This window comes from Pseudomonas sp. NFACC02, from assembly GCF_900110765.1.
Classification (GTDB): Bacteria; Pseudomonadota; Gammaproteobacteria; order Pseudomonadales; family Pseudomonadaceae; genus Aquipseudomonas.
Map to the genome: position 1 here is coordinate 95,607 of NZ_FOEO01000011.1, position 24,789 is coordinate 120,395.

Below are 24,789 nucleotides of genomic sequence, written 5' to 3' on the forward strand. Positions count from 1 at the left end.
TGGTGGCGTTCATGGGGTAAAAGTGAGAATTGTCTGACAGATTGCGAGCATTCCCGCTGTTACGTGGGATTCATGGCGTGATCTCGCTGACGTATGTCCCCACCTCCTTGAGAATGATCTTCAGCGTTTCATCCAGATCCCTCAGCTCGTGGGGAGGCGTACTGTGGGCGATTTCGTAAACGGTGTCGCCGCCCAACGGTTTGGCGTCGTTGGCATCGATTTCCACGACCAGCCGGGTCGCCGTTAACGTCACTTTCAGATTCGAATCGACGTGAATGGTGTCGTCGCGGAAGGTGATGTCGACCTCATCCTCATCCGGGAAGCGCGCCAGCAGGAACAGGTCGCCGTTCGTGGCATGGCAGCAGGCCAGCGCCATGTCATCTTCTTCTTCATCGCAAGGGTTGTGGATGAAGCTGTCAGTGATCATCTTCATGGGCGTGGGTCCAGTGGCTCGGTTCGGGGCAGGGGGAGATTTTGCCAGTCCTGAACAATTTTTGCTGCACATCACGCTATTACCCGTGTAGCCGGCCTGCTGGTGAATGCGGTGGTTCAGCGACATCACCCGTGACTGACACACCGCGTTCGTCCGAGTGCGGCCCAGACCCTCGTAACCTCGGACGGCTCCTACAGGGTCTGGGTTGCTGCGCGAACCAGTGTTCAGACCTCAGACCTGTGCCGGCTTGCTGGCGAATGCGGTGTTTCAGCGACATCACCCGTAACTGACACACCGCGTTCGTCCGAGTGCGGCCCAGACCCTCTTAACCTCGGACGGCTCCTACAGGATCTGGGTTGCTGCGCGAACCAGTGTTCAGACCTCAGACCTGTGGGAGCCGGCTTGCTGGCGAATGCGGTGTGTCAGCGACATCACCCGTGACTGACACACCGCGTTCGTCCGAGTGCGGCCCGGACCCTCGTAACCTCGGACGTCTCCTACAGGATCTGGGTTGCTGCGCGAACCTGTGTTCAGACCTCAGACCTGTGGGAGCCGGCTTGCTGGCGAATGCGGTGTTTCAGTGACATCACCCGTGACTGACACACCGCGTTCGCGGCCCTTGTAACGTCAGACGTCTCCCGCAGGGTCCGCGTCCATGCAAGCACCTGCGTCCAGATCGCGGCCGAGGGAATCAGTCTGTGCGGGCATCAATGTCCGAATATGTCGCAGGACCGCAAGCAGTCGCGTGGCTGCTGTCGTTAAGCTGCGTAGCAGATGAACGGATGTGTGGCCGAGCCTGCCTGGGCAGACGTCACATGAATCGTCATTGGGGGCGGATCAATGTGACGACGCACACACGACGAGCGTTAGTACTAAGGCAAGTGTGAACACGCGCTGCGCCTTGTCACGTTTTGCTGACTATCATCGAACAGACGCAAAACGGGCACACACATGCACGACCCCGAAACACGCATCTCTCCTATATATAAAAGCCCAAGCCAAGCGGAGTACCACAGATGGCGTTCTTCACCGCAGCCAGCAAGTCCGACTTCCAGCATCAACTGAGAGCGGCACTGGCCCAGCACATCAGTGAACAGGCACTGCCACAAGTGGCGCTGTTCGCCGACCAATTCTTCGGCATCATTTCCCTCGACGAACTGACCCAGCGCAGACTGTCCGACCTCGCCGGCTGCACCCTGTCGGCCTGGCGCCTGCTCGAGCGCTTCGAACACAGCAAGCCTGAGGTTCGGGTCTACAACCCTGACTACGAGCGTCACGGCTGGCAGTCGACGCACACCGCGGTAGAAGTGTTGCACCACGACCTGCCGTTCCTGGTCGACTCGGTCCGTACCGAATTGAACCGTCGCGGTTACAGCATTCACACGTTGCAGACCACCGTGTTGAGCGTGCGCCGCGACGAGAGAGGTCAGTTGGTCGAGTTGCTGCCCAAAGGCACCACCGGCGAGGACGTGCTGCAAGAATCGCTGATGTACCTGGAGATCGATCGCTGCGCCAACGCCGCAGAATTGAACGTGCTGGCCCGCGAGCTCGAGCAAGTGCTCGGTGAAGTCCGCGTGGCCGTTGAAGACTTCGAACCGATGAAGGCCAAGCTGCACGAGCTGTTGGCCGGCATCGACGCCATCGAGTACAACGTTGACCCGGACGAAAAAGCCGAGGTCAAGGTGTTCCTCGAGTGGTTGGTGAACAACCACTTCACCTTCCTGGGCTATGAAGAATTCACCGTCAGCGGCGGTGGTGATGGCGGTCAGCTGACTTACGATCCGTCGTCCTTCCTGGGCCTGACCAAATTGCTGCGTGCCGGGCTCACGGCTGAAGACCTGCACATCGAAGGCTATGCCGTGAACTACCTGCAGGAGCCGACCCTGCTGTCCTTCGCCAAAGCCGCGCACCCCAGCCGTGTTCACCGCCCGGCGTACCCGGACTACGTGTCGATCCGCCAGATCGACGCCGACGGCAAGGTCATCAAGGAATGCCGTTTCATGGGCCTCTACACCTCGTCGGTGTACGGCGAAAGTGTGCGCAATATCCCTTATATCCGCCGCAAGGTCGCGGAAGTGGAGCGTCGTTCCGGTTTCGACGCCAAAGCGCACCTGGGCAAGGAGCTGGCTCAAGTCGTTGAAGTGCTGCCCCGCGACGACCTGTTCCAGACCCCGGTGGACGAGTTGTTCACCACCGTCATGTCGATCGTGCAGATCCAGGAGCGCAACAAGATTCGCGTCTTCCTGCGCAAAGACCCGTACGGCCGTTTCTGCTACTGCCTGGCCTATGTGCCGCGCGACGTCTACTCCACCGAAGTGCGTCAGAAAATCCAGCAAGTGCTGATGGAGCGTCTGAAGGCCAGCGACTGCGAGTTCTGGACTTTCTTCTCCGAATCGGTACTGGCCCGCGTGCAGTTGATCCTGCGTGTGGACCCCAAAGTCACGCTGGACATCGACCCGCAGCAACTGGAAAACGAAGTCATCCAGGCCTGCCGTTCGTGGAAGGACGATTACGCGAGCCTGGTCATCGAAAGCTTCGGCGAGGCGCAAGGCACCAACGTACTGGCCGACTTCCCGAAAGGCTTCCCGGCAGGCTATCGCGAGCGTTTCGCCGCGCATTCAGCCGTGGTCGACATGCAACACCTGCTGAACCTGTCCGAGGCCAATCCGCTGGTCATGAGCTTCTATCAGCCATTGTCGGGTGACAAGGCGCAGCTGCACTGCAAGCTGTACCACGCCGACACTCCGCTGGCGCTGTCCGACGTCCTGCCGATTCTGGAAAATCTCGGCCTGCGTGTGTTGGGCGAGTTCCCCTATCGCCTGCGGCACAACAACGGCCGCGAGTTCTGGATTCACGACTTCGCCTTCACCTACGGCGAGGGTCTGAACCTGGACCTGCAGCAGCTCAACGACACCCTGCAGGACGCCTTTGTCCACATCGTTCGTGGCGAAGCCGAAAACGATGCGTTCAACCGTCTGGTGCTGACCGCCGGTCTGCCGTGGCGCGATGTGGCGCTGCTGCGTGCTTACGCCCGGTACCTGAAACAGATTCGTCTGGGCTTCGACCTGGGCTACATCGCCAGCACCCTGAACAACCACGCCGACATCGCGCGTGAGCTGACCCGCCTGTTCAAAACCCGCTTCTACCTGGCGCGCAAGCTGAGCGGCGGCGATCTGGATGACATGCAGCAACGCCTGGAACAGGCAATCCTCTCGGCGCTGGACGATGTCCAGGTGCTCAACGAGGACCGCATCCTGCGTCGCTACCTTGATCTGATCAAGGCGACCATGCGCACCAACTTCTACCAGACCGACGCCAACGGTCAGAATAAGAGCTACTTCAGCTTCAAGTTCAATCCGCGTCTGATCCCCGAGCTGCCCAAGCCGGTGCCGAAGTTTGAAATCTTCGTGTATTCGCCACGCGTCGAAGGCGTTCACCTGCGTTTCGGCAATGTGGCGCGCGGCGGCCTGCGCTGGTCCGACCGGGAAGAAGACTTCCGCACCGAAGTCCTGGGCCTGGTCAAAGCCCAGCAAGTGAAGAACTCGGTCATCGTGCCGGTGGGCGCGAAGGGCGGTTTCCTGCCGCGCCGTCTGCCGACCACCGGCACCCGCGACGAGATCCAGGCCGAAGCGATCGCCTGCTACCGCATCTTCATCTCGGGCCTGCTGGACATCACCGACAACCTGAAAGAAGGCGCGCTGGTGCCGCCCGCCAACGTCGTGCGTCATGATAGCGATGACCCGTACCTGGTGGTGGCTGCGGACAAAGGCACCGCGACCTTCTCCGACATCGCCAACGGCATCGCCATCGACTACGGTTTCTGGCTGGGCGATGCGTTTGCCTCGGGCGGTTCGGCCGGTTACGACCACAAGAAGATGGGCATCACCGCCAAGGGCGCGTGGGTCGGCGTGCAGCGCCACTTCCGCGAGCGCGGGATCAATGTTCAGCAGGACTCGATCAGTGTGATAGGCGTCGGTGACATGGCCGGTGACGTGTTCGGCAACGGCCTGTTGATGTCCGACAAACTGCAATTGGTGGCGGCGTTCAACCACCTGCACATTTTCATCGACCCCAATCCCGATCCGGCCACCAGCTTCGCCGAGCGCCAGCGTCTGTTCGACCTGCCACGCTCGGCCTGGACCGATTACGACACCAGCATCATGTCCGAGGGCGGCGGCATTTTCCCGCGCAGCCTGAAGAGCATCACCATCACGCCGCAGATGAAAGCGCGCTTTGACATCAGTGCCGACAAGCTGACCCCGACCGAACTGATGCACGCGTTGCTCAAGGCGCCGGTGGACCTGCTGTGGAACGGCGGTATCGGCACCTACGTCAAGGCCAGCTCCGAAAGCCATGCCGACGTCGGCGACAAAGCCAACGACGCCCTGCGTGTCAACGGCAACCAGTTGCGTTGCAAGGTGGTGGGCGAGGGCGGCAACCTGGGCATGACCCAATTGGGACGCGTCGAGTTCGGCCTGCTGGGGGGCGCCACCAACACCGACTTCATCGACAACGCCGGTGGCGTGGACTGCTCCGACCACGAAGTGAACATCAAGATCCTGCTCAACGAAGTGGTGCAGGCCGGCGACATGACCGAGAAGCAGCGCAACCTGCTGCTCGAAAGCATGACCGATGAAGTGGGCAATCTGGTACTCAGCAATAACTACAAGCAGACCCAGGCCCTGTCGTTGGCCGCGCGTCGTGCGTACGAGCGCATCGCCGAATACAAGCGTCTGATGAGCGACCTGGAATCTCGCGGCAAGCTGGACCGTGCCATCGAGTTCCTGCCGGCTGAAGATCAACTGGCCGAGCGCATCGGCGAGCAGCAGGGCCTGACCCGCGCCGAACTGTCGGTGCTGATCTCGTACAGCAAGATCGACCTCAAGGAAGCGCTGCTGGAGTCCCGCGTACCGGACGACGATTACCTGGCGCGTGACATGGAAACCGCATTTCCGCCTTCACTGGGCGCGAAATTCTCGGAATCCATGCGCCGCCACCGCCTGAAGCGCGAAATCGTCAGCACGCAGATCGCCAACGATCTGGTCAACCACATGGGCATCACCTTCGTGCAACGGCTCAAAGAGTCAACCGGCATGAGTGCGGCCAACGTGGCCGGGGCTTACGTGATCGTGCGTGACATCTTCCATCTGCCGCACTGGTTCCGTCAGATCGAGGCACTGGACTACAAGGTCCCGGCTGAAATCCAGCTGGCGCTGATGGATGAACTGATGCGCCTGGGCCGCCGTGCCACGCGCTGGTTCCTGCGCAGCCGTCGCAATGAACTGGACGCTGCACGCGACGTCGCGCATTTCGGTCCGCACATCGCCGCGCTGGGCCTGAAACTGGACGAACTGCTGGAAGGCCCGACCCGGGAAGTCTGGCAGGCGCGTTATCAGGAGTACGTCGAAGCGGGCGTGCCTGAATTGCTGGCGCGAATGGTTGCCGGGACGACGCACCTGTATACCCTGTTGCCGATCATCGAAGCCTCCGACGTGACGGGCCAGAATGCGGCCGATGTGGCGAAGGTGTACTTCGCGGTGGGCAGCTCGCTGGACGTCACCTGGTACCTGCAGCAAATCAGCGCGCTACCGGTCGAGAACAACTGGCAGGCCCTGGCCCGCGAGGCGTTCCGCGACGATATCGACTGGCAGCAACGGGCGATTACGGTGTCCGTCCTGCAGATGCCGAACGGCCCTGCGGATGTGGAAGAGCGTCTGAACCTGTGGCTGGAGCAGCACATGCCGATGGTCGAGCGCTGGCGCGCGATGTTGGTCGAACTGCGTGCGGCGAGTGGTAATGACTACGCGATGTACGCCGTTGCCAACCGCGAGCTGCTGGACCTGGCCATGAGTGGGCAGACGGCTGTGGTGTGATGGTTGTTTGAGTGGTAACCGGAGCCCTGCATCGAGAGATGTGGGGCTTTTTGTTTTGTGGTGTTTGGTTTGTCAGGGATTGGGAACGTTAAAAGCGGATGTTTGTTGGAGCCTGGATTGGGGGCATATCCGTTTCTGCGGTAACGGCGGCTTAGGGTTCCGCTCTTACAGCGGGTCACTTTTGTAAAAAAGCGACAAAAGTAACCAAAAACGCTTTGCTCCCGGCTTGGCCCTCCTGCGTCGGGTTCCCGCACTCCGACGACGCTCCGTGGGCCCGCGCCGAACGGACATCCATGTCCTGACGGCGCTCTCGCGGCATCCCTGCCGCTCGACCCACTGCGCGCCGCCTGCGTTTGGCCTGCACCCAAGTCGCGTTTTGCGGCGTTTGGACTGTCGCGCATGAAAGCAGAGCAGAAGCGGGTGCGTTCACCGAACCCGTAGCAGTCCGGCTTGCCGACGGTAGCGAACTCACGTATGTCGCTGCTTCTGCCCGGAGGGCGTAGGAGCGCGCTTGCCCGCGATCTGCCGCGCAGCGGCAGTAAAATCAGTCACCTTGGCTGTGTCAGGTAGACCGCATTCTCAGGGTTTACTGCCGGTTCCCGGCAGATCGCGGGCAAGCGCGCTCCTACGCCCTCCGGGCAGAGTCAAAAGCAGAGAGGTCTTGCGCCGCTGTTGCGTTCACTGTTGCCGTTGCCGTTGCCGTTGCCGTTGCCGTTGCCGTTGCCTCTGCTTTTCATACCTCGCCAGCCTAGACACCACAAAACGCGACTTGGGTGCAGGCCAAACGCAGACGACGCGCAGTGGGCCGAGCGGCATGGATGCCGCGAGAGCGCCGTCAGGGCATGGATGCCCGTTCGGCGCGGGCCCACGGAGCGTCGTCGGAGTGCGGGTACCCGAGGAACGAGGGCCCAACCAGGAGCAGGGCACTTTTGGTTACTTTTGGGGCCTTTTCAAAAGTGACCCGCTGTAAGAGCGGAACCACTATCCGCGCCACCCCAAATCACGGATATACACCCACCACCCAGAGCCACCAAAATCCAAGCCCCAAGCCCCAAAACCAACCCATAAAAAAACCCCACCGAAGTGGGGTTCTCTCAACGCTCTGTTTCGATCTTACGCTTGAACAACCGGAATATTGGCGTTCGCTGCGATTTCACGGAACTCGGCGATCTGGTCGAAGCTCAGGTAGCGGTACACATCGGCAGCCATGCTGTCGATCTTACCCGCGTATTCCATGTACTCCTCGACGGTCGGCAGGCGACCCAGGATCGACGCGACGGACGCCAGCTCGGCCGAGGCCAGGTAAACGTTCGCACCATCGCCCAGACGGTTCGGGAAGTTACGGGTCGAGGTCGACACCACGGTGCTGTTCGGCTCTACACGTGCCTGGTTACCCATGCACAGCGAGCAGCCCGGCATTTCCATGCGCGCGCCTGCCTTGCCGTAGATGCCGTAGTAGCCTTCCTCGGTCAGCTGGTGAGCGTCCATCTTGGTCGGTGGCGACAGCCACAGACGGGTTGGCAGCTGACCTTTGACCTGATCCAGCAACTTGCCGGCTGCGCGGAAGTGACCGATGTTGGTCATGCACGAACCGATGAACACTTCGTCGATCTTCTCGCCAGCCACGCTGGACAGAAGACGGGCGTCGTCCGGGTCGTTCGGCGCGCAGAGCACAGGCTCCTTGACGTCGGCCAGGTCGATCTCGATGACTTCGGCGTATTCGGCGTCGGCATCGGCCTCCAGCAGCTCCGGATTGGCGATCCAGGCTTCCATCGCCTGAGCGCGGCGTTCCAGAGTACGTGGGTCGCCGTAGCCTTCGCCGATCATCCAGCGCAGCAGGGTGATGTTCGACTTCAGGTATTCGGCAATCGACTCTTTGGACAGTTTGATGGTGCAACCGGCGGCAGAGCGCTCGGCCGACGCGTCAGACAGTTCGAAGGCTTGCTCGACGGTCAGGGTTTCCAGACCTTCGATCTCCAGGATCCGGCCGGAGAAGGCGTTCTTCTTGCCTTTCTTCTCGACGGTCAACAGGCCTTTCTGAATCGCGTAGTAAGGAATGGCGTGAACCAGGTCACGCAGGGTGACGCCCGGTTGCAGCTTGCCTTTGAAGCGAACCAGGATCGACTCCGGCATGTCCAGCGGCATGACGCCGGTGGCGGCGGCGAACGCCACCAGACCGGAACCGGCCGGGAACGAGATACCGATCGGGAAACGGGTGTGCGAGTCACCACCGGTGCCGACGGTGTCCGGCAGCAGCATGCGGTTCAGCCAGCTGTGGATGATGCCGTCGCCCGGACGTAGCGAAACGCCACCACGGGTCATGATGAAGTCAGGCAGGGTGTGGTGAGTCTTGACGTCGATTGGCTTCGGATACGCCGCGGTGTGGCAGAAGGACTGCATCACCAGGTCGGTCGAGAAACCCAGGCACGCCAGGTCTTTCAGTTCGTCACGGGTCATTGGACCGGTGGTGTCCTGAGAACCGACGGTGGTCATCTTCGGCTCGCAGTAGGTGCCCGGACGGATACCGTCGGTGCCACAGGCCTTGCCAACCATCTTCTGTGCCAGGGTGAAGCCTTTGGTGCTGGCCGCAGGGACTTCAGGCAGCTTGAACAGCGTCGAAGGCGGCAGACCCAGCTCGGCGCGCGCCTTGCCGGTCAGACCGCGACCGATGATCAGCGGAATACGGCCACCGGCACGGACTTCGTCCAGCAGGACCGGGGTCTTCAGTTCGAAGGTGGTGATCACTTCGTCGCTGTCGTGCTTGCAGACCTTGCCCGCGTAGGGATAGACGTCGATCACGTCGCCCATGTTGATGTTGCTCACATCGAATTCGATCGGCAGTGCGCCCGCATCTTCCATGGTGTTGTAGAAGATCGGTGCGATCTTGCTGCCGAAGCAGAAGCCGCCAGCGCGCTTGTTCGGGACGTAGGGAACGTCGTCGCCGAAGAACCACAGCACCGAGTTGGTCGCCGATTTACGCGAGGAACCGGTACCGACCACGTCACCGACGTAAGCGATAGGGAAGCCCTGACCGCGCATTTCTTCGATCTGCTTCATCGGGCCGATGGAGCCTTGCACGTCCGGCACGATGCCGTCGCGGGCCATTTTCAGCATGGCCAGGGCGTGCAGAGGAATGTCCGGACGGGACCAGGCGTCAGGCGCAGGGGACAGGTCGTCGGTGTTGGTTTCGCCGGTCACCTTGAAAACGCGCAGGCTGATTTTCTCGGCCAGGGTAGGGCGCTTCTGGAACCACTCGCCGTCAGCCCAGGATTGCAACACGGCCTTGGCGTGTGCGTTACCGTTCTTGGCTTTCTCGGCGACGTCGTGGAAGGCGTCGAACATCAGCAGGGTGTGCTTCAGTTGCTCGGCGGCAACCGGTGCCAGCTCGGCGTCGTCCAGCAGTTCGACCATGGTCACGATGTTGTAGCCGCCCTGCATGGTGCCGAGCAGTTCTACCGCGCGTTTCTTGTCCAGCAGAGGGGAAGTGACTTCGCCCTTGGCCAGGGCGGAGAGGAAACCGGCTTTGACGTAGGCAGCTTCGTCAACGCCAGGTGGAACGCGATTGGTGATCAGGTCAAGCAGGACAGCTTCTTCGCCAGCCGGTGGGTTTTTCAGCAGCTCGACCAGGCCTGCGGTTTGTTCGGCGTTAAGCGGCTGGGGCACGATACCCTGGGCGGCACGCTCTTCGATGTGTTTACGGTAGGCTTCAAGCACAGTATTACCCTCATCAGTGGTCCCAAATGGGTGTCCGGGACGCTCATCCAGAGAAGGTCCGCGACCGTGCATGTCAAAACTTTTTGAGTTTCTTGGCAGGAAGCTGACGATCTCCAACAGAAGCTGTTTTCAAAGTTTTACGCCTGCATGAACGGTTCTGAGGAGGGGACGCAGGCGAACCTGCGTCGGGAACCATCTGCGGGGTAGGCTCTATTAAAAGCCCTGACTGTGCTCGTGACGCTTTGAAAACAGCTTCCAACGGACATTGGCGCCTTAAAAGGCCCGGTGATTCTACGGCAAAAAAAAGGTAAAGGTAAGTTAGACCCTACATCTTCGGGGGTGTACCCCGTTAGACAAAGGGCTAACATGCGGGCTTGTTTCGTTTGCCGCCGTGTTTTCCCGCCATGTCCAGTCAAGTCATCAAGACGCCCTGCGTGGGCTTGTGTTCCACCGTCTACGGCGACCTGGTGTGCCGGGGTTGCAAGCGTTTCCACCATGAAGTGATTCACTGGAACGGTTACAACGAGGACGAGAAGCGCGCGGTCTGGCTGCGGCTGGAGCAGCTGCTGGTGCAGGTGATGGCGGCCAAGGTTGAAGTGTTTGACGCCGAGAAGCTGCGCGCTCAACTCGAACTGCGCAAGATCCGTTTCGTGCCGAATCAGTCCGAATACTGCTGGGCGTACCAGTTGATCGCACGCGGTGCGCGGGTCATCAACCAGTTGGAAGCCTACGGTATGGTGCTGCTGCCTGAATTTCGCGACTGGCCGCTACCGGATCTGCGCGATGCCATTGATCGGGAATTTTTCCTGCTGTCCGAGGCGCACTATGAGCGCTACATCGCCCCTGGGTTTCTGAAGGATGCGATGGGGTGAGTGCGCCATCCTGTTCTTGATTCAGGTCTTTGTTCCGACCACAGGACAGAGGCGAAACCGCAGCGCTTTACGTCTTCGTCAACCCCTCTTCCAGGTGCGCGAGCGCTTCCTCGCTCTTGAGCACCAACACGTCGCTCTCCAGTGAATCCAGCACCACTTCGGCGGTATTGCCGATCAGTGCACCGGGAATACCCGTGCGCCCGACCGTGCCGATGACCGTGACGGCTGCTTTCAGATGGTGGGCGGTAAAAGGAATCAACACGTCCGCCGGCCCTTCGGCAATGTGGAAGTGGGCATCGTCGATGTTGAATTCGGTCTGAAAGACCTGACATTGTTCGCGGTACCGTCCTTCCACACTCGACGACAACTGATAGACAGGATCGGCGGCCGACAGCAGGGGTGAAGGGTGGGCGGCGATCACGTGCAGGTCTATCCCCGTGATTTGAGCAAGCTGGTGGCCATGCTCGATGATGCTGTAGTGCAGGGCGCTGTGTTCGCCGTCGGGATTGCCTACATCCACAGCCGCCAGAACGGCCGAACCTTTCCAGGGGCGATCGGATTTAACCATCAGTACCGGGCAAGGGCAGTAGCGAAGCAGCTTCCAGTCGGCGGGCGTCAGCAGGGCGCGCTTTAGCGTACTGTCGGGAAAGTGCTGTTTGATGACCAGATCAGAGCCTTCTGCCTGTTGCACCTTGATGATGGTCTGATGAACGCTCTCATGCCATTCCTGTTGCGCCGTGACGTTGAAGTCGTCGGCCTGGAGGTCCTGTTTGAGGGTTGCGAGCAGCTCGGAATGGTCGAACTTTTTGTCGCAAATCAACAGATGGAGGCTGGCCTCTGTCGCGTTGGCGATCAGACAGGCCCGTCGCATGGCCAGGCTTTCGACCGTGTCCGTTTCCGCGCTGGGTTCGATGATTACCAGAATCCTGCGAATCGATTGCATGAGCTGATCTCCCTGGAGTGTTCCATGAAGTATCCGACCACCTGGGCGCCAGGCTGTTCGATGAGTTCACTATAGGTGCCGTCGTCGCCCGTTGCGTTGATCGCGGTCATGCTTTTTCCGGCCAGAGACACTGGTTCTGTGCCTCAGGGCCCGTATAATGCTGCGCCTTGTCTTCCAGCCAGTTGTGAAACCATGCAGATTTACCCGGACGTCAATGCTTTTCTGCTTTGCCCCACCCCTGACCGCTGGGTGCAGACCGCGTTGCAGAATCTGGATATTTTGCTGATCGACCACGCCAACAATGAAAAGAAGGCCGCCGGTGCGGCGTTTCAATTCATGTTTCAGTACAACGACAAATTCGATCTGCTGGCCAAGATGTCGCGTCTGGCGCGTGAAGAGCTGCGTCATTTCGAACAAGTGATCGGCATTATCAAGAAACGTGGCATCCCCATGGCCAATATCAGCTCGGCCCGTTATGCCGGTTCGTTGCGCAAACGGGTGCGCAACCACAACCCGTATCGCCTGACCGATGCGCTGGTGGTCGGCGCCATCGTCGAGGCGCGTTCGTGTGAACGGTTTGCGGCGCTGGTGCCGCACCTGGACGCTGACTTGTCGAAGTTCTATGCCAGCCTGCTCAAATCCGAAGCGCGGCACTTTCAGGACTACCTCAAACTCGCCTACCTCTATGGCGATGAGGCGGACGTCAACGCCAAGATCGAAGAAATCCGGCTCGCCGAGCGCGAGCTGATCGAAAGTCCTGACGAGGATTTCCGCTTTCACAGCGGCGTGCCTGCGCTGTAACGCCTTTTTATCGCTTACACCCGTACCGCTAGACGCCGGCTCCTGCCCGCCCCGGAGTATGTTGACGCCACAACACCTGTAGGAGCCGGCGGAGGTTACGACGGTTTGGGCCGCATTCGCCAGCAAGCTGGCTCCCACAGATCGCATCTTCCGCACGCCCCGTCGGCAAGCCTGACGCCCACGCCCTCCGTGCAAATACGCACTCGTTCAAATCTCCTGCCCTCCAGGCAGAAGCGCATTCGCGCAACACTCCCGCCACCGATTCGGGCAACCACGCCGGTCAGGAACTCTGCATCCTAAAAATTGTTTCATTGTGTGTTAGCTGCTTAGGCAGTAATATTCGAGGCATTCACTGCCTAGGCAGATAATTGGTGGCTATCAATGGCGCATTTCACCCCCGAAAACTTTAACGACAGCTTTCTCGGCATGCTGCTTGGTCGAACCGAACAGCTGAAAAACCGCATCCTCGAAAAACACCTGGAACCCCATGACGTCACCGCTCAGCAGTTCAAAGTGTTGGTGATCATTTCCAGATTCAATACCGATACCCCGGCCGAGCTGTGCCGTTCGCTGTCGCTGGACAGCGGTTCGATGACGCGCATGCTCGATCGTCTTGAGCAGAAGGATCTGTTGGTCCGCACGCGCTGCGCGTCGGATCGTCGTCAGGTTCGGCTGGTGCTGACGGAGTCGGGGCAAGCGCTTTCCGACCTGTTGCCCGAGGTCGGTGCTGCCGCGATGAACGAGATGGTCGGCGTGCTGGAGCACAGCGAACTGGTCACGCTGGAGAAAATCCTCACCAAGATTCTGGTGGCCTCGGCTGATCCCATCACACTCGCGCGGTTGGCAGGAAAATGAACATTCAAGCCAGGCAGAGCTCGGCTCTGCGCACTTCACTAAGCCTGGTATTCGTCGCACTGGTCATGGCCGGTTGCGCGAATTCCAAGGGCCTGAGCACCGAAGGGGTCGGCATTGATGCCAACAGCCTTCAAGCCGGACACAGCCTGCGGGGCGTCAGCCTGTCGCCGGCTGCCTGGCCCAGGCGCGACTGGTGGACGAGCCTCGGCGATCCGCAACTCAACGGTTTGATCACCGAAGCGTTGCGCGACAGCCCGGACATGCAGATCGCAGCGGCCCGCACCCATCAGGCGACCGCTGCGGCGTATGGCGCCGATGCCGAGCGCATGCCGAGCGTCGACGCCAGTGCCAGCGTCAGCCGTTCGCGTCTGGCGCGCGATCAGGACCCACTCGGGCAAGGTGGCCGTTACAGCACGCTGCGCAGTCTGGGCGCCACCTTCGATTACACCTTTGATTTGTGGGGCGGCCAGCGAGCCGCCTGGGAAGCGGCGTTGGGGCAGGCTCGCGCCACCGAGATCGACCAGCGCGCCGCGCAGTTGACCCTGGCGGCCGACGTGGCCCGTGCTTACAGCGACCTCGGCCAAGCCTACGTCGTCCGCGATCTGGCCGCGGAAGACCTGAAACGCACCCGGCAACTGCTCGAACTGGGCGAACGTCGTTTCAAATCGGGGATCGACAGCGAGTATCAGTACCAACAGACCCAAAGTCTGGAAGCCAGCGCCCGGGAATCCCTGGCTGACGCTGACAAGCGCTTGCGCACCGCGAAGATTTCCCTTGCCGTGTTGATGGGTAAAGGCCCGGATCGCGGTGAAGAGCTCGCTCGGCCCACGGCGCTGAAACCGGCGGTGGTGCAGTTGCCGTCAGTGGTGCCTGCCGAACTGCTCGGTCGTCGTCCCGATCTGGTGGCGGCCCGCTGGCGTGTGGAGGCGGCGAGCAAAAACATCGACGTCAGCAAAACGAATTTTTATCCGAACCTGAACCTCAGTGCGTCGGCGGGCGTTGAATCCCTGCTCGGTGATGCGATGTTCGGTTCGGCCAGCCGTTTCTTCAATGTGGCGCCCACCGTGTCCCTGCCGATTTTCGATGGCGGTCGTCGTCGCGCCGATCTGGATGCGCGGGACGCCGATTACGACCTCGCGGTGGCGCAGTACAACAAGAGCCTGGTGCGTGCGTTAGGCGATGTGAGCGACAACATCGGTCAGCTGCGCTCGATCAGCAGCCAGATCGATGCGCGTCAGGAAGCGACCGACGTCATTCAGAAGTCCTACAACACCGTCGTTCAGCGTTATTCATCAGGCATCGGTAACTACCTGGATGTGCTGTCCGTCGAGCAACAACTGCTGCAATCGCAACGCCAACTGGCTGATCTCAACGCGGAACGAATCGATCTTTCGATCCAGTTGATGCAGGCCCTGGGGGGAGGCTTCGAAGAAAGCACACCTGGCGAAAACGCCGCCCCGGCTGTCCCGTCAACTGCGTCGCTGAACCCTTAAGGTAATCGTCATGGCCACTGCCACTACCGAAAACAACGCTGCAAATGAACAAAAGTCCCCTGATGGCCAGCAAAAGGCAGGCCAGAGCCAGGCTTCCCAGGATCAGTCTGCCCCAGCGGGTCAGCCACAGAAAAACCCGCGTAAGCGCAAACTGCTGTTGATCGGTCTGGCGGCCATCGTGATCCTCGGCGGCCTGGGTGTCTGGGCCTGGTACGAAGTCTATGGCCGCTGGAACGAAAGCACTGACGATGCGTACGTCAATGGCAACGTGGTGGAAATCACCCCGCAAACGACGGGCACGGTCGTCAGCATTGGTGCGGACGATGGCGATCTGGTCCGTGAAGGCCAGGTGCTGGTGCAGTTCGACCCCAACGATTCGCAAGTCGCGCTGCAGAGCGCCGAAGCGAATCTGGGGAAAGTCGTGCGTCAGGTGCGTGGTCTGTACAGCAACGTTGACGGCATCAAGGCGCAGTTGGCAGCCCAGCGCGCCGAAGTGAAAAAGGCGCAGGACAACTACACCCGTCGTCGCAACTTGGCGGCGGGCGGGGCGATCTCCCAGGAAGAGCTGTCCCATGCCAAGGATGACTTGACCAGCGCGCAAAACGCGTTGGCGAACATCCAGCAGCAACTGGCGACCAGCACTGCACTGGTCGACGACACAGACGTTGCTTCGCACCCGGACGTCAAGGCGGCTGCCGCGCAATTGCGTCAGGCGTACTTGAGCAATGCGCGCAGCACGCTGATTGCGCCGGTGACCGGTTACGTGGCCAAGCGCACCGTGCAACTGGGTCAACGGGTGCAACCGGGGACCGCGCTGATGGCGGTGATTCCGCTGGATCAGCTGTGGATCGACGCCAACTTCAAGGAAACCCAGCTGGGCAAGATGCGGATCGGCCAGCCGGTGGACATCGAAGCGGACCTGTATGGCAGTGACGTGAAGTACAGCGGCACCGTAGACAGTGTGGGGGCCGGTACGGGCAGCGCGTTTGCATTGTTGCCGGCGCAGAACGCGACGGGTAACTGGATCAAGATCGTGCAGCGGGTGCCGGTGCGGATTCACATCAACCCGGATGAACTGGCACAACATCCGCTGCGTATCGGCCTGTCGACGGTGGTCGACGTCAACCTGCACGACCAGAGCGGTCCGGTCCTGGCGCAGCAGCCACCGAAGCAGGCGTCGTTCACCACCGACGTGTACGTCAAACAACTGGCTGACGCCGACAGCTTGATCAATCGTCTGATCCATGAAAACAGCGCCTCCGCCTCCGGCAATACCGCCCAGCGCTGATTCGCCGATCCATCCGCTCCGGCGTGACCGCCGGAGCCCTCTTCGAGTGTCAAAGGATTCGCGATGAGTAACAACGCTCCCGCTTCTTTTACGCCGCCCAGTCTTTTGTTGACGACCATCGGTCTGTCGCTGGCGACGTTCATGCAAGTGCTCGACACCACCATTGCCAACGTGGCGCTGCCGACGATCTCCGGCAACCTGGGGGTCAGTTCCGAGCAAGGCACCTGGGTCATCACCTCGTTTGCCGTGAGTAACGCGATCGCCTTGCCGTTGACGGGCTGGCTGAGCCGACGCTTTGGCGAGGTCAAGCTGTTTATCTGGGCCACGATCCTGTTCGTGATGGCGTCGTTCCTGTGTGGTATTTCCACCTCGATGCCGGAACTGGTGGGCTTCCGTGTCGTACAGGGCGTGGTGGCGGGGCCGCTGTACCCGATGACCCAGACGCTGCTGATTGCGGTGTATCCGCCAGCGAAAAGGGGGATGGCTCTGGCCTTGCTGGCGATGGTGACAGTCGTCGCGCCCATTGCCGGGCCGATCCTGGGCGGCTGGATCACCGACAGTTACACCTGGCCGTGGATCTTCTTCATCAACGTGCCGATCGGGCTGTTCGCCGCGTTCGTGGTGCGTACGCAGATGGCGGCTCGCCCGGTGACCACCAGCCGTCAACCGATGGATTACGTGGGGCTCATCACCTTGATCATTGGTGTGGGTGCTCTGCAGATCGTGCTCGATAAAGGCAATGACCTGGACTGGTTCTCCTCGAACTTCATCATCATCGGCACGGTGATCTCTGTGATCGGGCTGACGGCGTTCGTGATCTGGGAAATGACCGACGAGCACCCGGTGGTGAACCTGCGCCTGTTTGGTTTCCGAAACTTCAGGGTGGGCACGATCTGTCTGGTGATGGGGTATGCGGGGTTCTTCGGCATCAACCTGATCCTGCCTCAGTGGCTTCAGACGCAGATGGGGTACACGCCCACCTATGCCGGGCTTGCGGTGGCGCCGATCGGGGTTCTGCCGGTGTTGATGTCGCCGTTCGTGGGACGTTACGCCAACAAGTTCGATTTGCGCATATTGGCCGGTCTGGCGTTTCTCGGGATTGGCATGAGCTGTTTCATGCGCTCGAACTTCACCAGTCAGGTGGATTTCGAGCACATCGCGCTGGTGCAGTTGTTCATGGGCGCGGGCATTGCGCTGTTCTTCATGCCGACCCTGAGCATCCTGTTGTCGGACTTGCCGCCGTCACAGATTGCCGACGGTTCGGGCCTTGCCACCTTCCTGCGTAACCTGGGCGGCAGCTTCGCGGCCTCGTTGACGACCTGGATCTGGATTCGGCGGGCCAACATGCACCATGCCTACCTGAGTGAAAACGTGAACAACTACGAGTCGACGACCCGACAGGCGCTTGACACGCTGGGTGGGGCGAGCAATCAGGCGTATGCACAGCTTGACGGCATGATCACCAGTCAGGCCTACATGATGTCCACGGTGGACTATTTCTACATGATGGGCTGGGTCTTCTTAGCACTGATCCTGATCATCTGGATGGCCAAACCGCCGTTTGCAGCGAAGGCCGGGCCCGGGGCAGGGCATTGATAGGGTTCAGCTCTCACACGGAATATGATTGTTCCCACGCGGAGCGTAGGGACGATCATGTGTTTGTCAGTCGGGTGTATGCCCGATCGCCAGCGGCTTCTCGGGCACGAACCCGAAGGAGGTCAACTGAAAGCCCTGTTCGTCGACTTGCAACGCCCAACCTTCGCGGTCCCAGTCTCCCAGCACGATCCGTTGAGCGGTCTGGTCGCCGATCTGCAGCTTGTGAATGGCGGGGCGGTGGGTGTGGCCGTGGATCAGCGTCTTGACGCCGAACTCGGTCATGATGCGCGGGACTTCTTCGGGGGTTACATCAACGATGTCGTTGGCTTTCATGCGGGTCTGCGCGCGGCTTTCGCTGCGCAGCTTGCGCGCCAGCTTGTGCCGGGTGCTCAGCGGCAGGTGACGCAGAACCCATAAAGTCAGGGGATTGCGCAGGTAGCGGCGCAGGCGCATGTAGGCTTCGTCGCGGGTGCACAGGCTGTCGCCGTGCATCAACAACACCGGCTCACCGTTGAATCGCACGACGCTCGGGTCGCTCAACAAGGTGCAGCCAGCGGCTTTGCAAAACGCCTTGCCGATCAGAAAATCGCGATTGCCATGCATCAGAAACACCTGCGTGCCGCTGTCGCTCAAGGCACGCAGGGCATCGCAGATCGAGCGCTGGAAGGGCGACATCGCATCATCGCCGATCCAGGCTTCGAAAAAATCCCCGAGGATATACAGCGACTCGGCGCCACGGGCGCGGTCAGTCAGCAGATCCAGAAACGCCCGGGTAATGTCCGGACGTCCTTCTTCCAGATGCAGATCGGAGATCAGCAGTATCACTCAACGATCTCTGCTTTCTCGATGATGACGTCATCAGCAGGAACGTCCTGGTGGCCAGCCTTGGACGTGGTGGCGACGGCCTTGATCTTGTCGACGACGTCCTGACCTTCGATCACCTCACCGAATACCGCGTAGCCCCAGCCCTGAACGGTCTTGGCGCTGTGGTTCAGGAAGCTGTTGTCAGCGACGTTGATGAAGAACTGCGCGGAGGCCGAATGCGGCTCCATGGTACGGGCCATGGCCACCGAGTACTTCTTGTTCGGCAGGCCGTTGTCGGCTTCGTTCTGGATGCTTGGGCGCTTGTCTTTCTTCTCTTTCATGCCTGGCTCGAAACCGCCGCCCTGGATCATGAAGTTGCCGATAACGCGGTGGAACACGGTATTGGTGTAATGACCGGCGTTAACATACTCAACGAAGTTGGCGACCGTGATCGGCGCTTTTTCAGCGTTCAGTTGCAGGACGATGTCACCGTGGTTAGTGGTCAGTTTTACTTTGGACATGTGCAAGTCGCTCTTTTGGAATTCGTGGTTGGACGTGTCGATCACGGCTTACAGCGTAAATAAGTGCCGACGATTTCACCCAGGCGCGCAGTTTACAGAGGCTAGTCGCTTAACGGGTAGTCGCTGTTTAGTGGCGACCCGAAATGACCGATGGTACATCTCGGCTGTTTTGTCATTGCACGCTGTCAGGGGCTTGACAGGTTCGGCTATGATAGGCGCTTTGATTTATTCGGCCTACCCTGGCCAAGACTGTCAGGTTTTCAAGGATCCTATGAGCAAGCCCACTCAAGACGCTAATGCCAACACCAAGGCAGGCCCTGCAATTCCCACCAACTTCCTGCGCCCGATCGTGCAGGCGGACCTGGATTCGGGCAAGCACACCAAGATCGTGACCCGTTTTCCGCCGGAGCCGAACGGCTACCTGCACATCGGTCATGCCAAGTCGATCTGCGTCAACTTTGGTCTGGCTCAGGAGTTCGGCGGCGTCACGCACTTGCGTTTCGATGACACCAACCCGGCCAAGGAAGACCAGGAATACATCGACGCGATCGAAAGCGACGTCAAGTGGCTGGGCTTTCAGTGGGCCGGGGAAGTGCGCTATGCCTCGCAGTATTTCGACCAGCTGCACGACTGGGCGGTCGAGCTGATCAAGGCAGGCAAGGCCTATGTCGACGACCTGACCCCGGAACAGGCCCGCGAATACCGCGGCACCCTGACCGAGCCTGGCAAGAACAGCCCCTTCCGTGATCGCAGCGTCGAGGAAAACCTGGACCTGTTCGCCCGCATGAAAGCCGGTGAGTTCGAAGACGGCGCCCGCGTGCTGCGCGCCAAGATCGACATGGCCTCGCCAAACATGAACCTGCGCGACCCGATTCTGTACCGCATCCGTCACGCCCATCACCATCAGACCGGTGACAAGTGGTGCATCTACCCGATCTACGATTTCACCCACGGTCAGTCGGACGCTATCGAAGGCATCACGCACTCGATCTGCACCCTGGAGTTCGAAAGCCATCGCCCGCTGTACGAGTGGTTCCTCGATAACCTCCCGGTGCCGTGCAAGCCGCGCCAGTACGAGTTCTCGCGCCTGAACCTGAACTACACCATCACCAGCAAGCGCAAGCTCAAGCAACTGGTCGATGAGAAGCACGTCAACGGCTGGGACGATCCGCGCATGTCGACCCTCTCGGGCTTCCGCCGTCGCGGCTACACCCCGGCGTCGATCCGTAACTTCTGCGAAATGATCGGCACCAACCGTTCCGACGGCGTGGTGGACTTCGGCATGCTCGAATTCAGCATCCGTCAGGACCTGGACCACAACGCCCCGCGCGCCATGTGCGTGCTGCGTCCGTTGAAAGTCGTCATCACCAATTACCCGGAAGACAAGGTCGATCACCTCGAACTGCCACGTCATCCGCAGAAAGAAGAACTGGGCGTGCGCAAGCTGCCATTCTCCCGTGAAATCTACATCGATCGCGATGACTTCATGGAAGAACCGCCCAAGGGCTACAAGCGCCTGGAGCCCAACGGTGAAGTGCGTCTGCGTGGCAGTTACGTGATCCGCGCCGACGAAGCGATCAAGGACGCCGACGGCAACATCGTCGAGCTGCGTTGCTCCTATGATCCGGACACCCTGGGCAAGAACCCTGAGGGTCGCAAGGTCAAAGGCGTGATTCACTGGGTGCCAGCGGCTGAAAGCGTCGAGTGTGAAGTGCGTCTGTACGACCGTCTGTTCCGCTCCGCCAATCCTGAGAAAGCCGAAGATGGCGCCAGTTTCCTGGACAACATCAACCCCGACTCTCTCCAGGTGCTCACCGGTTGTCGTGCCGAGCCTTCGCTGGGCGACGCACAGCCGGAAGACCGTTTCCAGTTCGAGCGCGAAGGTTACTTCGTGGCTGACATCAAGGACTCCAGACCTGGTCATCCGGTATTCAACCGTACCGTGACCCTGCGTGATTCCTGGGGTCAATAAGGAATAGCCGTGCTTTCTATCTACAACACGCTCACCAAGAGCAAAGAAGTCTTCAAGCCGCTGGATGGCAACAAGGTGCGCATGTACGTCTGCGGGATGACCGTGTACGACTACTGCCACCTGGGCCACGGCCGCAGCATGGTCGCGTTCGACCTGGTCACGCGCTGGCTGCGTTTCAGCGGGTATGACCTGACTTACGTGCGCAATATCACCGACATCGACGACAAGATCATCAATCGTGCCCGTGAAAACGGCGAAGCGTTCGATGCACTGACGGCCCGCATGATCGATGCCATGCACGAGGACGAAGCGCGCCTGAACATCCTCAAGCCGGACATGGAGCCGCGTGCCACCGATTACATCGGCGGCATGCACGACATGATCCAGAGCCTGATCGACAAGGGTTATGCCTATGCGCCGGGCAACGGCGACGTGTACTACCGCGTCGGCAAGTTCCTGGGTTACGGCAAGCTGTCGCGCAAGAAGATCGAAGACCTGCGCATCGGTGCGCGGATCGAAGTCGACGAAGCCAAAGACGATCCCCTGGACTTCGTGCTGTGGAAAGGCGTCAAGCCGGGCGAACCCAGCTGGGAATCGCCATGGGGGCCGGGCCGTCCGGGCTGGCACATTGAATGCTCGGTGATGTCCACCTGCTGCCTGGGCGAGACCTTCGACATTCATGGTGGCGGCAGCGATCTGGAATTTCCGCACCACGAAAACGAAATCGCCCAAAGCGAAGCGGCCACCGGCAAGACCTACGCCAACGCCTGGATGCATTGCGGCATGATCCGTATCAATGGCGAGAAGATGTCCAAGTCCTTGAATAACTTCTTCACCATTCGCGACGTGCTGGACAAATACCATCCGGAAGTCGTGCGTTATCTGCTGGTGTCGAGCCACTACCGCAGCGCGATCAACTATTCCGAAGACAGCCTGAAGGAGTCGAAGGGCGCGCTGGAGCGGTTTTACCACGCCCTCAAAGGCCTGCCGGTCAGCGAACCCGTGGGCGGCGAAGCGTTCGTCGAGCGTTTTTCTGCGGCCATGAACGACGACTTTGGCACGCCGGAAGCCTGCGCAGTGCTGTTCGAGATGGTCCGCGAGATCAACCGTCTGCGCGACAGCGATGTCAACGCGGCAGCCGGTCTGGCGGCACGTCTGAAGCAGCTTGCCAGCGTGCTGGGTGTGTTGCAGCTCGAGGCCGACGACTTCCTGCGCGCAGGGGCTGAAGGTCGTGTCGATGCGGCAGAAGTGGAGGCGCTGATTGCCGCGCGTCTGCAAGCCCGCGCCGACAAGAACTGGGCCGAATCCGACCGTATCCGCGACCAGCTCACCGCCATGGGTGTGGTGCTGGAAGACGGGAAGGGCGGGACGACGTGGCGTCTGGCGGATTGACCTGATTCGTCATTGACCGTACTCACGCGCCGCGCGGATACGTTCGCGTTTGATCGTTCCCACGCTCCGCGTGGGAATGCATCCTCTGACGCTCCGCGTCACAGTCGACGCAGAGCGTCAGGGGCGGCGTTACCACGCGGAGCGTGGGAACGATCATGGACGCCGCTTCTCCCTATCAGAACCCTTGTTCCCGAAGCCGCTTGTACAGCGTATTCCGGCTCACCCCCAGCCGCTTGGCCAGCTGCGAAATATTCCCGCCGGCTGCCTGCAACAGCTCGTTCAGTTCCTCCGGCGTATCCAGCACGGCCCGGCGGTTGAACGGGATCTCCTGCTCGTTGTGCTCAGTGTCCATTTCCAGATCGGCAAAAAAATCCTCCGGCAGGTGTTCGGTGGAAATCGGCTGATCGTCCGCCAGCGCCAGCGCGACCTGAATCACGTTGCTCAACTGCCGCAGGTTTCCTGGCCAGGGATGACGTTCGAACAACGCCAGGACCGATGGCTCGAAGCCCGCCGTCTGTTGCGGTTCACGGTGCTGATCCCAGATCGCCTGGACCAGCGCGGCCTTGTCAGTCCGTTCCCTGAGCGGTGGCAATTCTAGGTTCAACCCGCTGATGCGGTAGTAAAGGTCCTGACGGAAGCGGCCGCTCTGCACCTGTTCGCGCAATGAACAGTGAGTGGCGGAGATGACGCGGATATCCACCGGGAACAATTCGCTGCTGCCCAACGGTTGAACGCAGCGTTCCTGCAACACCCTCAGCAGGCGTGCCTGAACCGGCAGCGGCATGTCGCCGATCTCGTCCAGGAACAGCGTGCCTTTGTCCGCCTTGCGAATCAGCCCGATGCTGCCTTTGTGGTGGGCGCCGGTGAACGCGCCTTTCTCGTAGCCAAACAGTTCCGCCTCGACCAGCTCGGAGGGGATCGCCGCACAGTTCACCGCAATCAGCGGCTGATCTGCTCGCGAGCTTGCCTGATGCAAGGTTTTGACGAACACCTCCTTGCCAGCCCCGGTCTCTCCGAGAATCAGCAACGGAACGTTTTTCTCCAGAAGACGCTGCGCCTGGCGGACTGCTTTTTCGACCTTCTCGTCCCCATGACCCAGCCCGCTCGAGGCCGATGCTAACGGGCCGGGTTCGGCTTTTTTCGGCGTCTGCACAGTCCTGAACTTCAACACCGATGCCTTCGGTCGTTTGATCAGGCAATGAAAACGGTTATGCCCCGAGGCCTGAAGCGGGAAGGGTTGGCCTTCCTGCTGATCCAGCAGATGGGTAATCGGTGCCTTGAACAGGTCTTCGATATTGGCCCGCAACAGGCTGACCCCCAGCAGGTTGTCGGCACGGCGGTTGGCGCAAAGGACGCGACCGCTTTCGTCGAACACCAGCAGGCCCGCCCACTGGCTGTCGAGGTTGTTGAGGCCGGTGTTGAACGTCAACTGGAAATGCGTGTGCTGGAACTGGTCGAGGATCAGCCGGTTTTCGATGGTCTGGCTCATCATTTTCACCATCCCGAGGGTGTGGGAGGGCGGCAGGAAGCTGTCGCTGGACACATCAAGCACCGCGATCATGCGCCGAGACGCATCGAATATGGGCGCGGCCGAGCCGGTCATGAAGCGGTTGGCTTTGAGAAAGTGTTCATCGTGTTCAATGTGAACAGCCTGTTCACACGCCAGTGCCGTGCCGATGGCGTTGGTGCCGACACCCCGTTCCAGCCAGCTGGCGCCTGCGACGAAGCCCATTTGCTGGGCCGGCTCGACAAAGCGCTTGGTGCCCCATGAATTGAGCACCTGGCCTTGCTGGTCAGCCAGCAGAATCAGGCAATTGGAGTTACTAAGGATGTTTTCATAGAACGGCAGAACCTGCTGGTGGGTGGTCTGCACCAGCGACTGGTGCCGCTCCAGCAGTTGTGAAACCTGCTGTTCCGGCAGACGGCCAAAGGCAGGTCGGGACTGGTGATCGAGCCCGAACTCGCGGCAACGGGCCCATGAGTCCTGAATGATGGTGTCGTGAGCAGTGGATACGCCTGGTGTGGCCATGAAAATGGCTCCGTCCGAGTTCTTTTATTGTTTTTGGGATACGGCTTTGGCAGAGCGTCCGTGCTCGAAACGTTCACCCATTGTTGTTCAGGATTGTTCAAAGTCAATGTTCATTTTGTTCAGGTGTTCAGTCTTTTTCTGTTCATTTATGTTCAGCAACGAATGTGGTGATGCTTCGTTTTAAGCGCTGAAGGCTCTATTTC

Annotated in this window: 16 protein-coding genes; 9 read left to right on the forward strand and 7 right to left on the reverse strand. The window is 60.2% G+C overall.

Going from position 1 to position 24,789, the window contains the following annotated elements; genetic code table 11:
- Positions 1 to 70: 70 nt before the first annotated feature.
- Entirely contained in the window at positions 71 to 433 is a 363-nt protein-coding gene (locus BMY73_RS12260; protein WP_092407327.1) for a hypothetical protein, read from the reverse strand.
- 1,016 nt (positions 434 to 1,449) lie between these two features.
- Here BMY73_RS12260 and BMY73_RS12265 point away from each other — a divergent pair.
- Positions 1,450 to 6,306, forward strand: coding sequence for an NAD-glutamate dehydrogenase (locus BMY73_RS12265; RefSeq protein ID WP_092407329.1), 4,857 nt, complete (start codon positions 1,450 to 1,452; stop codon positions 6,304 to 6,306).
- Positions 6,307 to 7,419: 1,113 nt separating this feature from the next.
- Here BMY73_RS12265 and acnB read toward each other — a convergent pair.
- Positions 7,420 to 10,020 (reverse strand): bifunctional aconitate hydratase 2/2-methylisocitrate dehydratase, encoded by a 2,601-nt coding sequence (acnB, locus tag BMY73_RS12270; RefSeq protein WP_062390253.1) that lies wholly within the window; start codon positions 10,018 to 10,020, stop codon positions 7,420 to 7,422.
- Between the two features lie 404 nt (positions 10,021 to 10,424).
- Here acnB and BMY73_RS12275 point away from each other — a divergent pair, with 404 nt between their 5' ends.
- Positions 10,425 to 10,892, forward strand: a complete 468-nt coding sequence (locus BMY73_RS12275) for a DUF1289 domain-containing protein (RefSeq protein WP_062390256.1) — start codon at positions 10,425 to 10,427, stop codon at positions 10,890 to 10,892.
- A 67-nt stretch (positions 10,893 to 10,959) separates the two neighbouring features.
- Here the strand turns inward: BMY73_RS12275 and BMY73_RS12280 are convergent, their stop codons facing one another.
- Positions 10,960 to 11,835: a universal stress protein gene (locus BMY73_RS12280; protein WP_092407331.1), complete on the reverse strand. Its 876-nt coding sequence runs from the start codon at positions 11,833 to 11,835 to the stop codon at positions 10,960 to 10,962.
- Positions 11,808 to 11,945: a hypothetical protein gene (locus tag BMY73_RS28320; protein WP_162770568.1), complete on the reverse strand. Its 138-nt coding sequence runs from the start codon at positions 11,943 to 11,945 to the stop codon at positions 11,808 to 11,810. Before BMY73_RS28320 ends, BMY73_RS12280 begins: the two co-directional genes overlap by 28 nt.
- A gap of 82 nt (positions 11,946 to 12,027) precedes the next feature.
- Between BMY73_RS28320 and BMY73_RS12285 the strand changes: the two genes are divergently transcribed.
- From BMY73_RS12285 to BMY73_RS12305, 5 genes are all read left to right on the forward strand, one after another.
- Positions 12,028 to 12,636, forward strand: coding sequence for a MiaE family protein (locus BMY73_RS12285; RefSeq protein WP_062390260.1), 609 nt, complete (start codon positions 12,028 to 12,030; stop codon positions 12,634 to 12,636).
- Between the two features lie 381 nt (positions 12,637 to 13,017).
- Complete coding sequence (locus tag BMY73_RS12290; RefSeq protein WP_092407333.1) at positions 13,018 to 13,491, forward strand: MarR family winged helix-turn-helix transcriptional regulator; 474 nt, start codon at positions 13,018 to 13,020, stop codon at positions 13,489 to 13,491.
- Complete coding sequence (locus tag BMY73_RS12295; protein WP_092407335.1) at positions 13,488 to 14,984, forward strand: efflux transporter outer membrane subunit; 1,497 nt, start codon at positions 13,488 to 13,490, stop codon at positions 14,982 to 14,984. Before BMY73_RS12290 ends, BMY73_RS12295 begins: the two co-directional genes overlap by 4 nt.
- A gap of 10 nt (positions 14,985 to 14,994) precedes the next feature.
- The gene (locus tag BMY73_RS12300) at positions 14,995 to 16,272 is read left to right on the forward strand and encodes an HlyD/EmrA/EmrK family protein (RefSeq protein WP_092407337.1); all 1,278 of its coding nucleotides are present in this window, start codon (positions 14,995 to 14,997) and stop codon (positions 16,270 to 16,272) included.
- Positions 16,273 to 16,335: 63 nt separating this feature from the next.
- Positions 16,336 to 17,868 (forward strand): DHA2 family efflux MFS transporter permease subunit, encoded by a 1,533-nt coding sequence (locus tag BMY73_RS12305; RefSeq protein WP_092407339.1) that lies wholly within the window; start codon positions 16,336 to 16,338, stop codon positions 17,866 to 17,868.
- A gap of 66 nt (positions 17,869 to 17,934) precedes the next feature.
- Here the strand turns inward: BMY73_RS12305 and lpxH are convergent, their stop codons facing one another.
- Together lpxH and BMY73_RS12315 are read right to left on the reverse strand one after the other, a co-directional pair.
- Positions 17,935 to 18,693, reverse strand: coding sequence for a UDP-2,3-diacylglucosamine diphosphatase (gene lpxH / locus BMY73_RS12310; protein ID WP_092407341.1), 759 nt, complete (start codon positions 18,691 to 18,693; stop codon positions 17,935 to 17,937).
- Positions 18,690 to 19,193 (reverse strand): peptidylprolyl isomerase, encoded by a 504-nt coding sequence (locus BMY73_RS12315; RefSeq protein WP_062390272.1) that lies wholly within the window; start codon positions 19,191 to 19,193, stop codon positions 18,690 to 18,692. Before BMY73_RS12315 ends, lpxH begins: the two co-directional genes overlap by 4 nt.
- Positions 19,194 to 19,464: 271 nt before the next feature.
- On the opposite strand from BMY73_RS12315, the gene BMY73_RS12320 reads away from it, so the two are divergent.
- A complete protein-coding gene (locus BMY73_RS12320) occupies positions 19,465 to 21,165 on the forward strand; it encodes a glutamine--tRNA ligase/YqeY domain fusion protein (RefSeq protein WP_062390274.1) in 1,701 nt (566 codons plus the stop codon).
- A 9-nt stretch (positions 21,166 to 21,174) separates the two neighbouring features.
- A complete protein-coding gene (cysS, locus tag BMY73_RS12325) occupies positions 21,175 to 22,557 on the forward strand; it encodes a cysteine--tRNA ligase (RefSeq protein WP_062390276.1) in 1,383 nt (460 codons plus the stop codon).
- Positions 22,558 to 22,732: 175 nt separating this feature from the next.
- On the opposite strand, the gene BMY73_RS12330 is transcribed toward cysS, so the two are convergent.
- Entirely contained in the window at positions 22,733 to 24,586 is a 1,854-nt protein-coding gene (locus tag BMY73_RS12330; RefSeq protein ID WP_092407343.1) for a sigma-54-dependent Fis family transcriptional regulator, read from the reverse strand.
- Between the last annotated feature and the right edge of the window lie 203 nt (positions 24,587 to 24,789).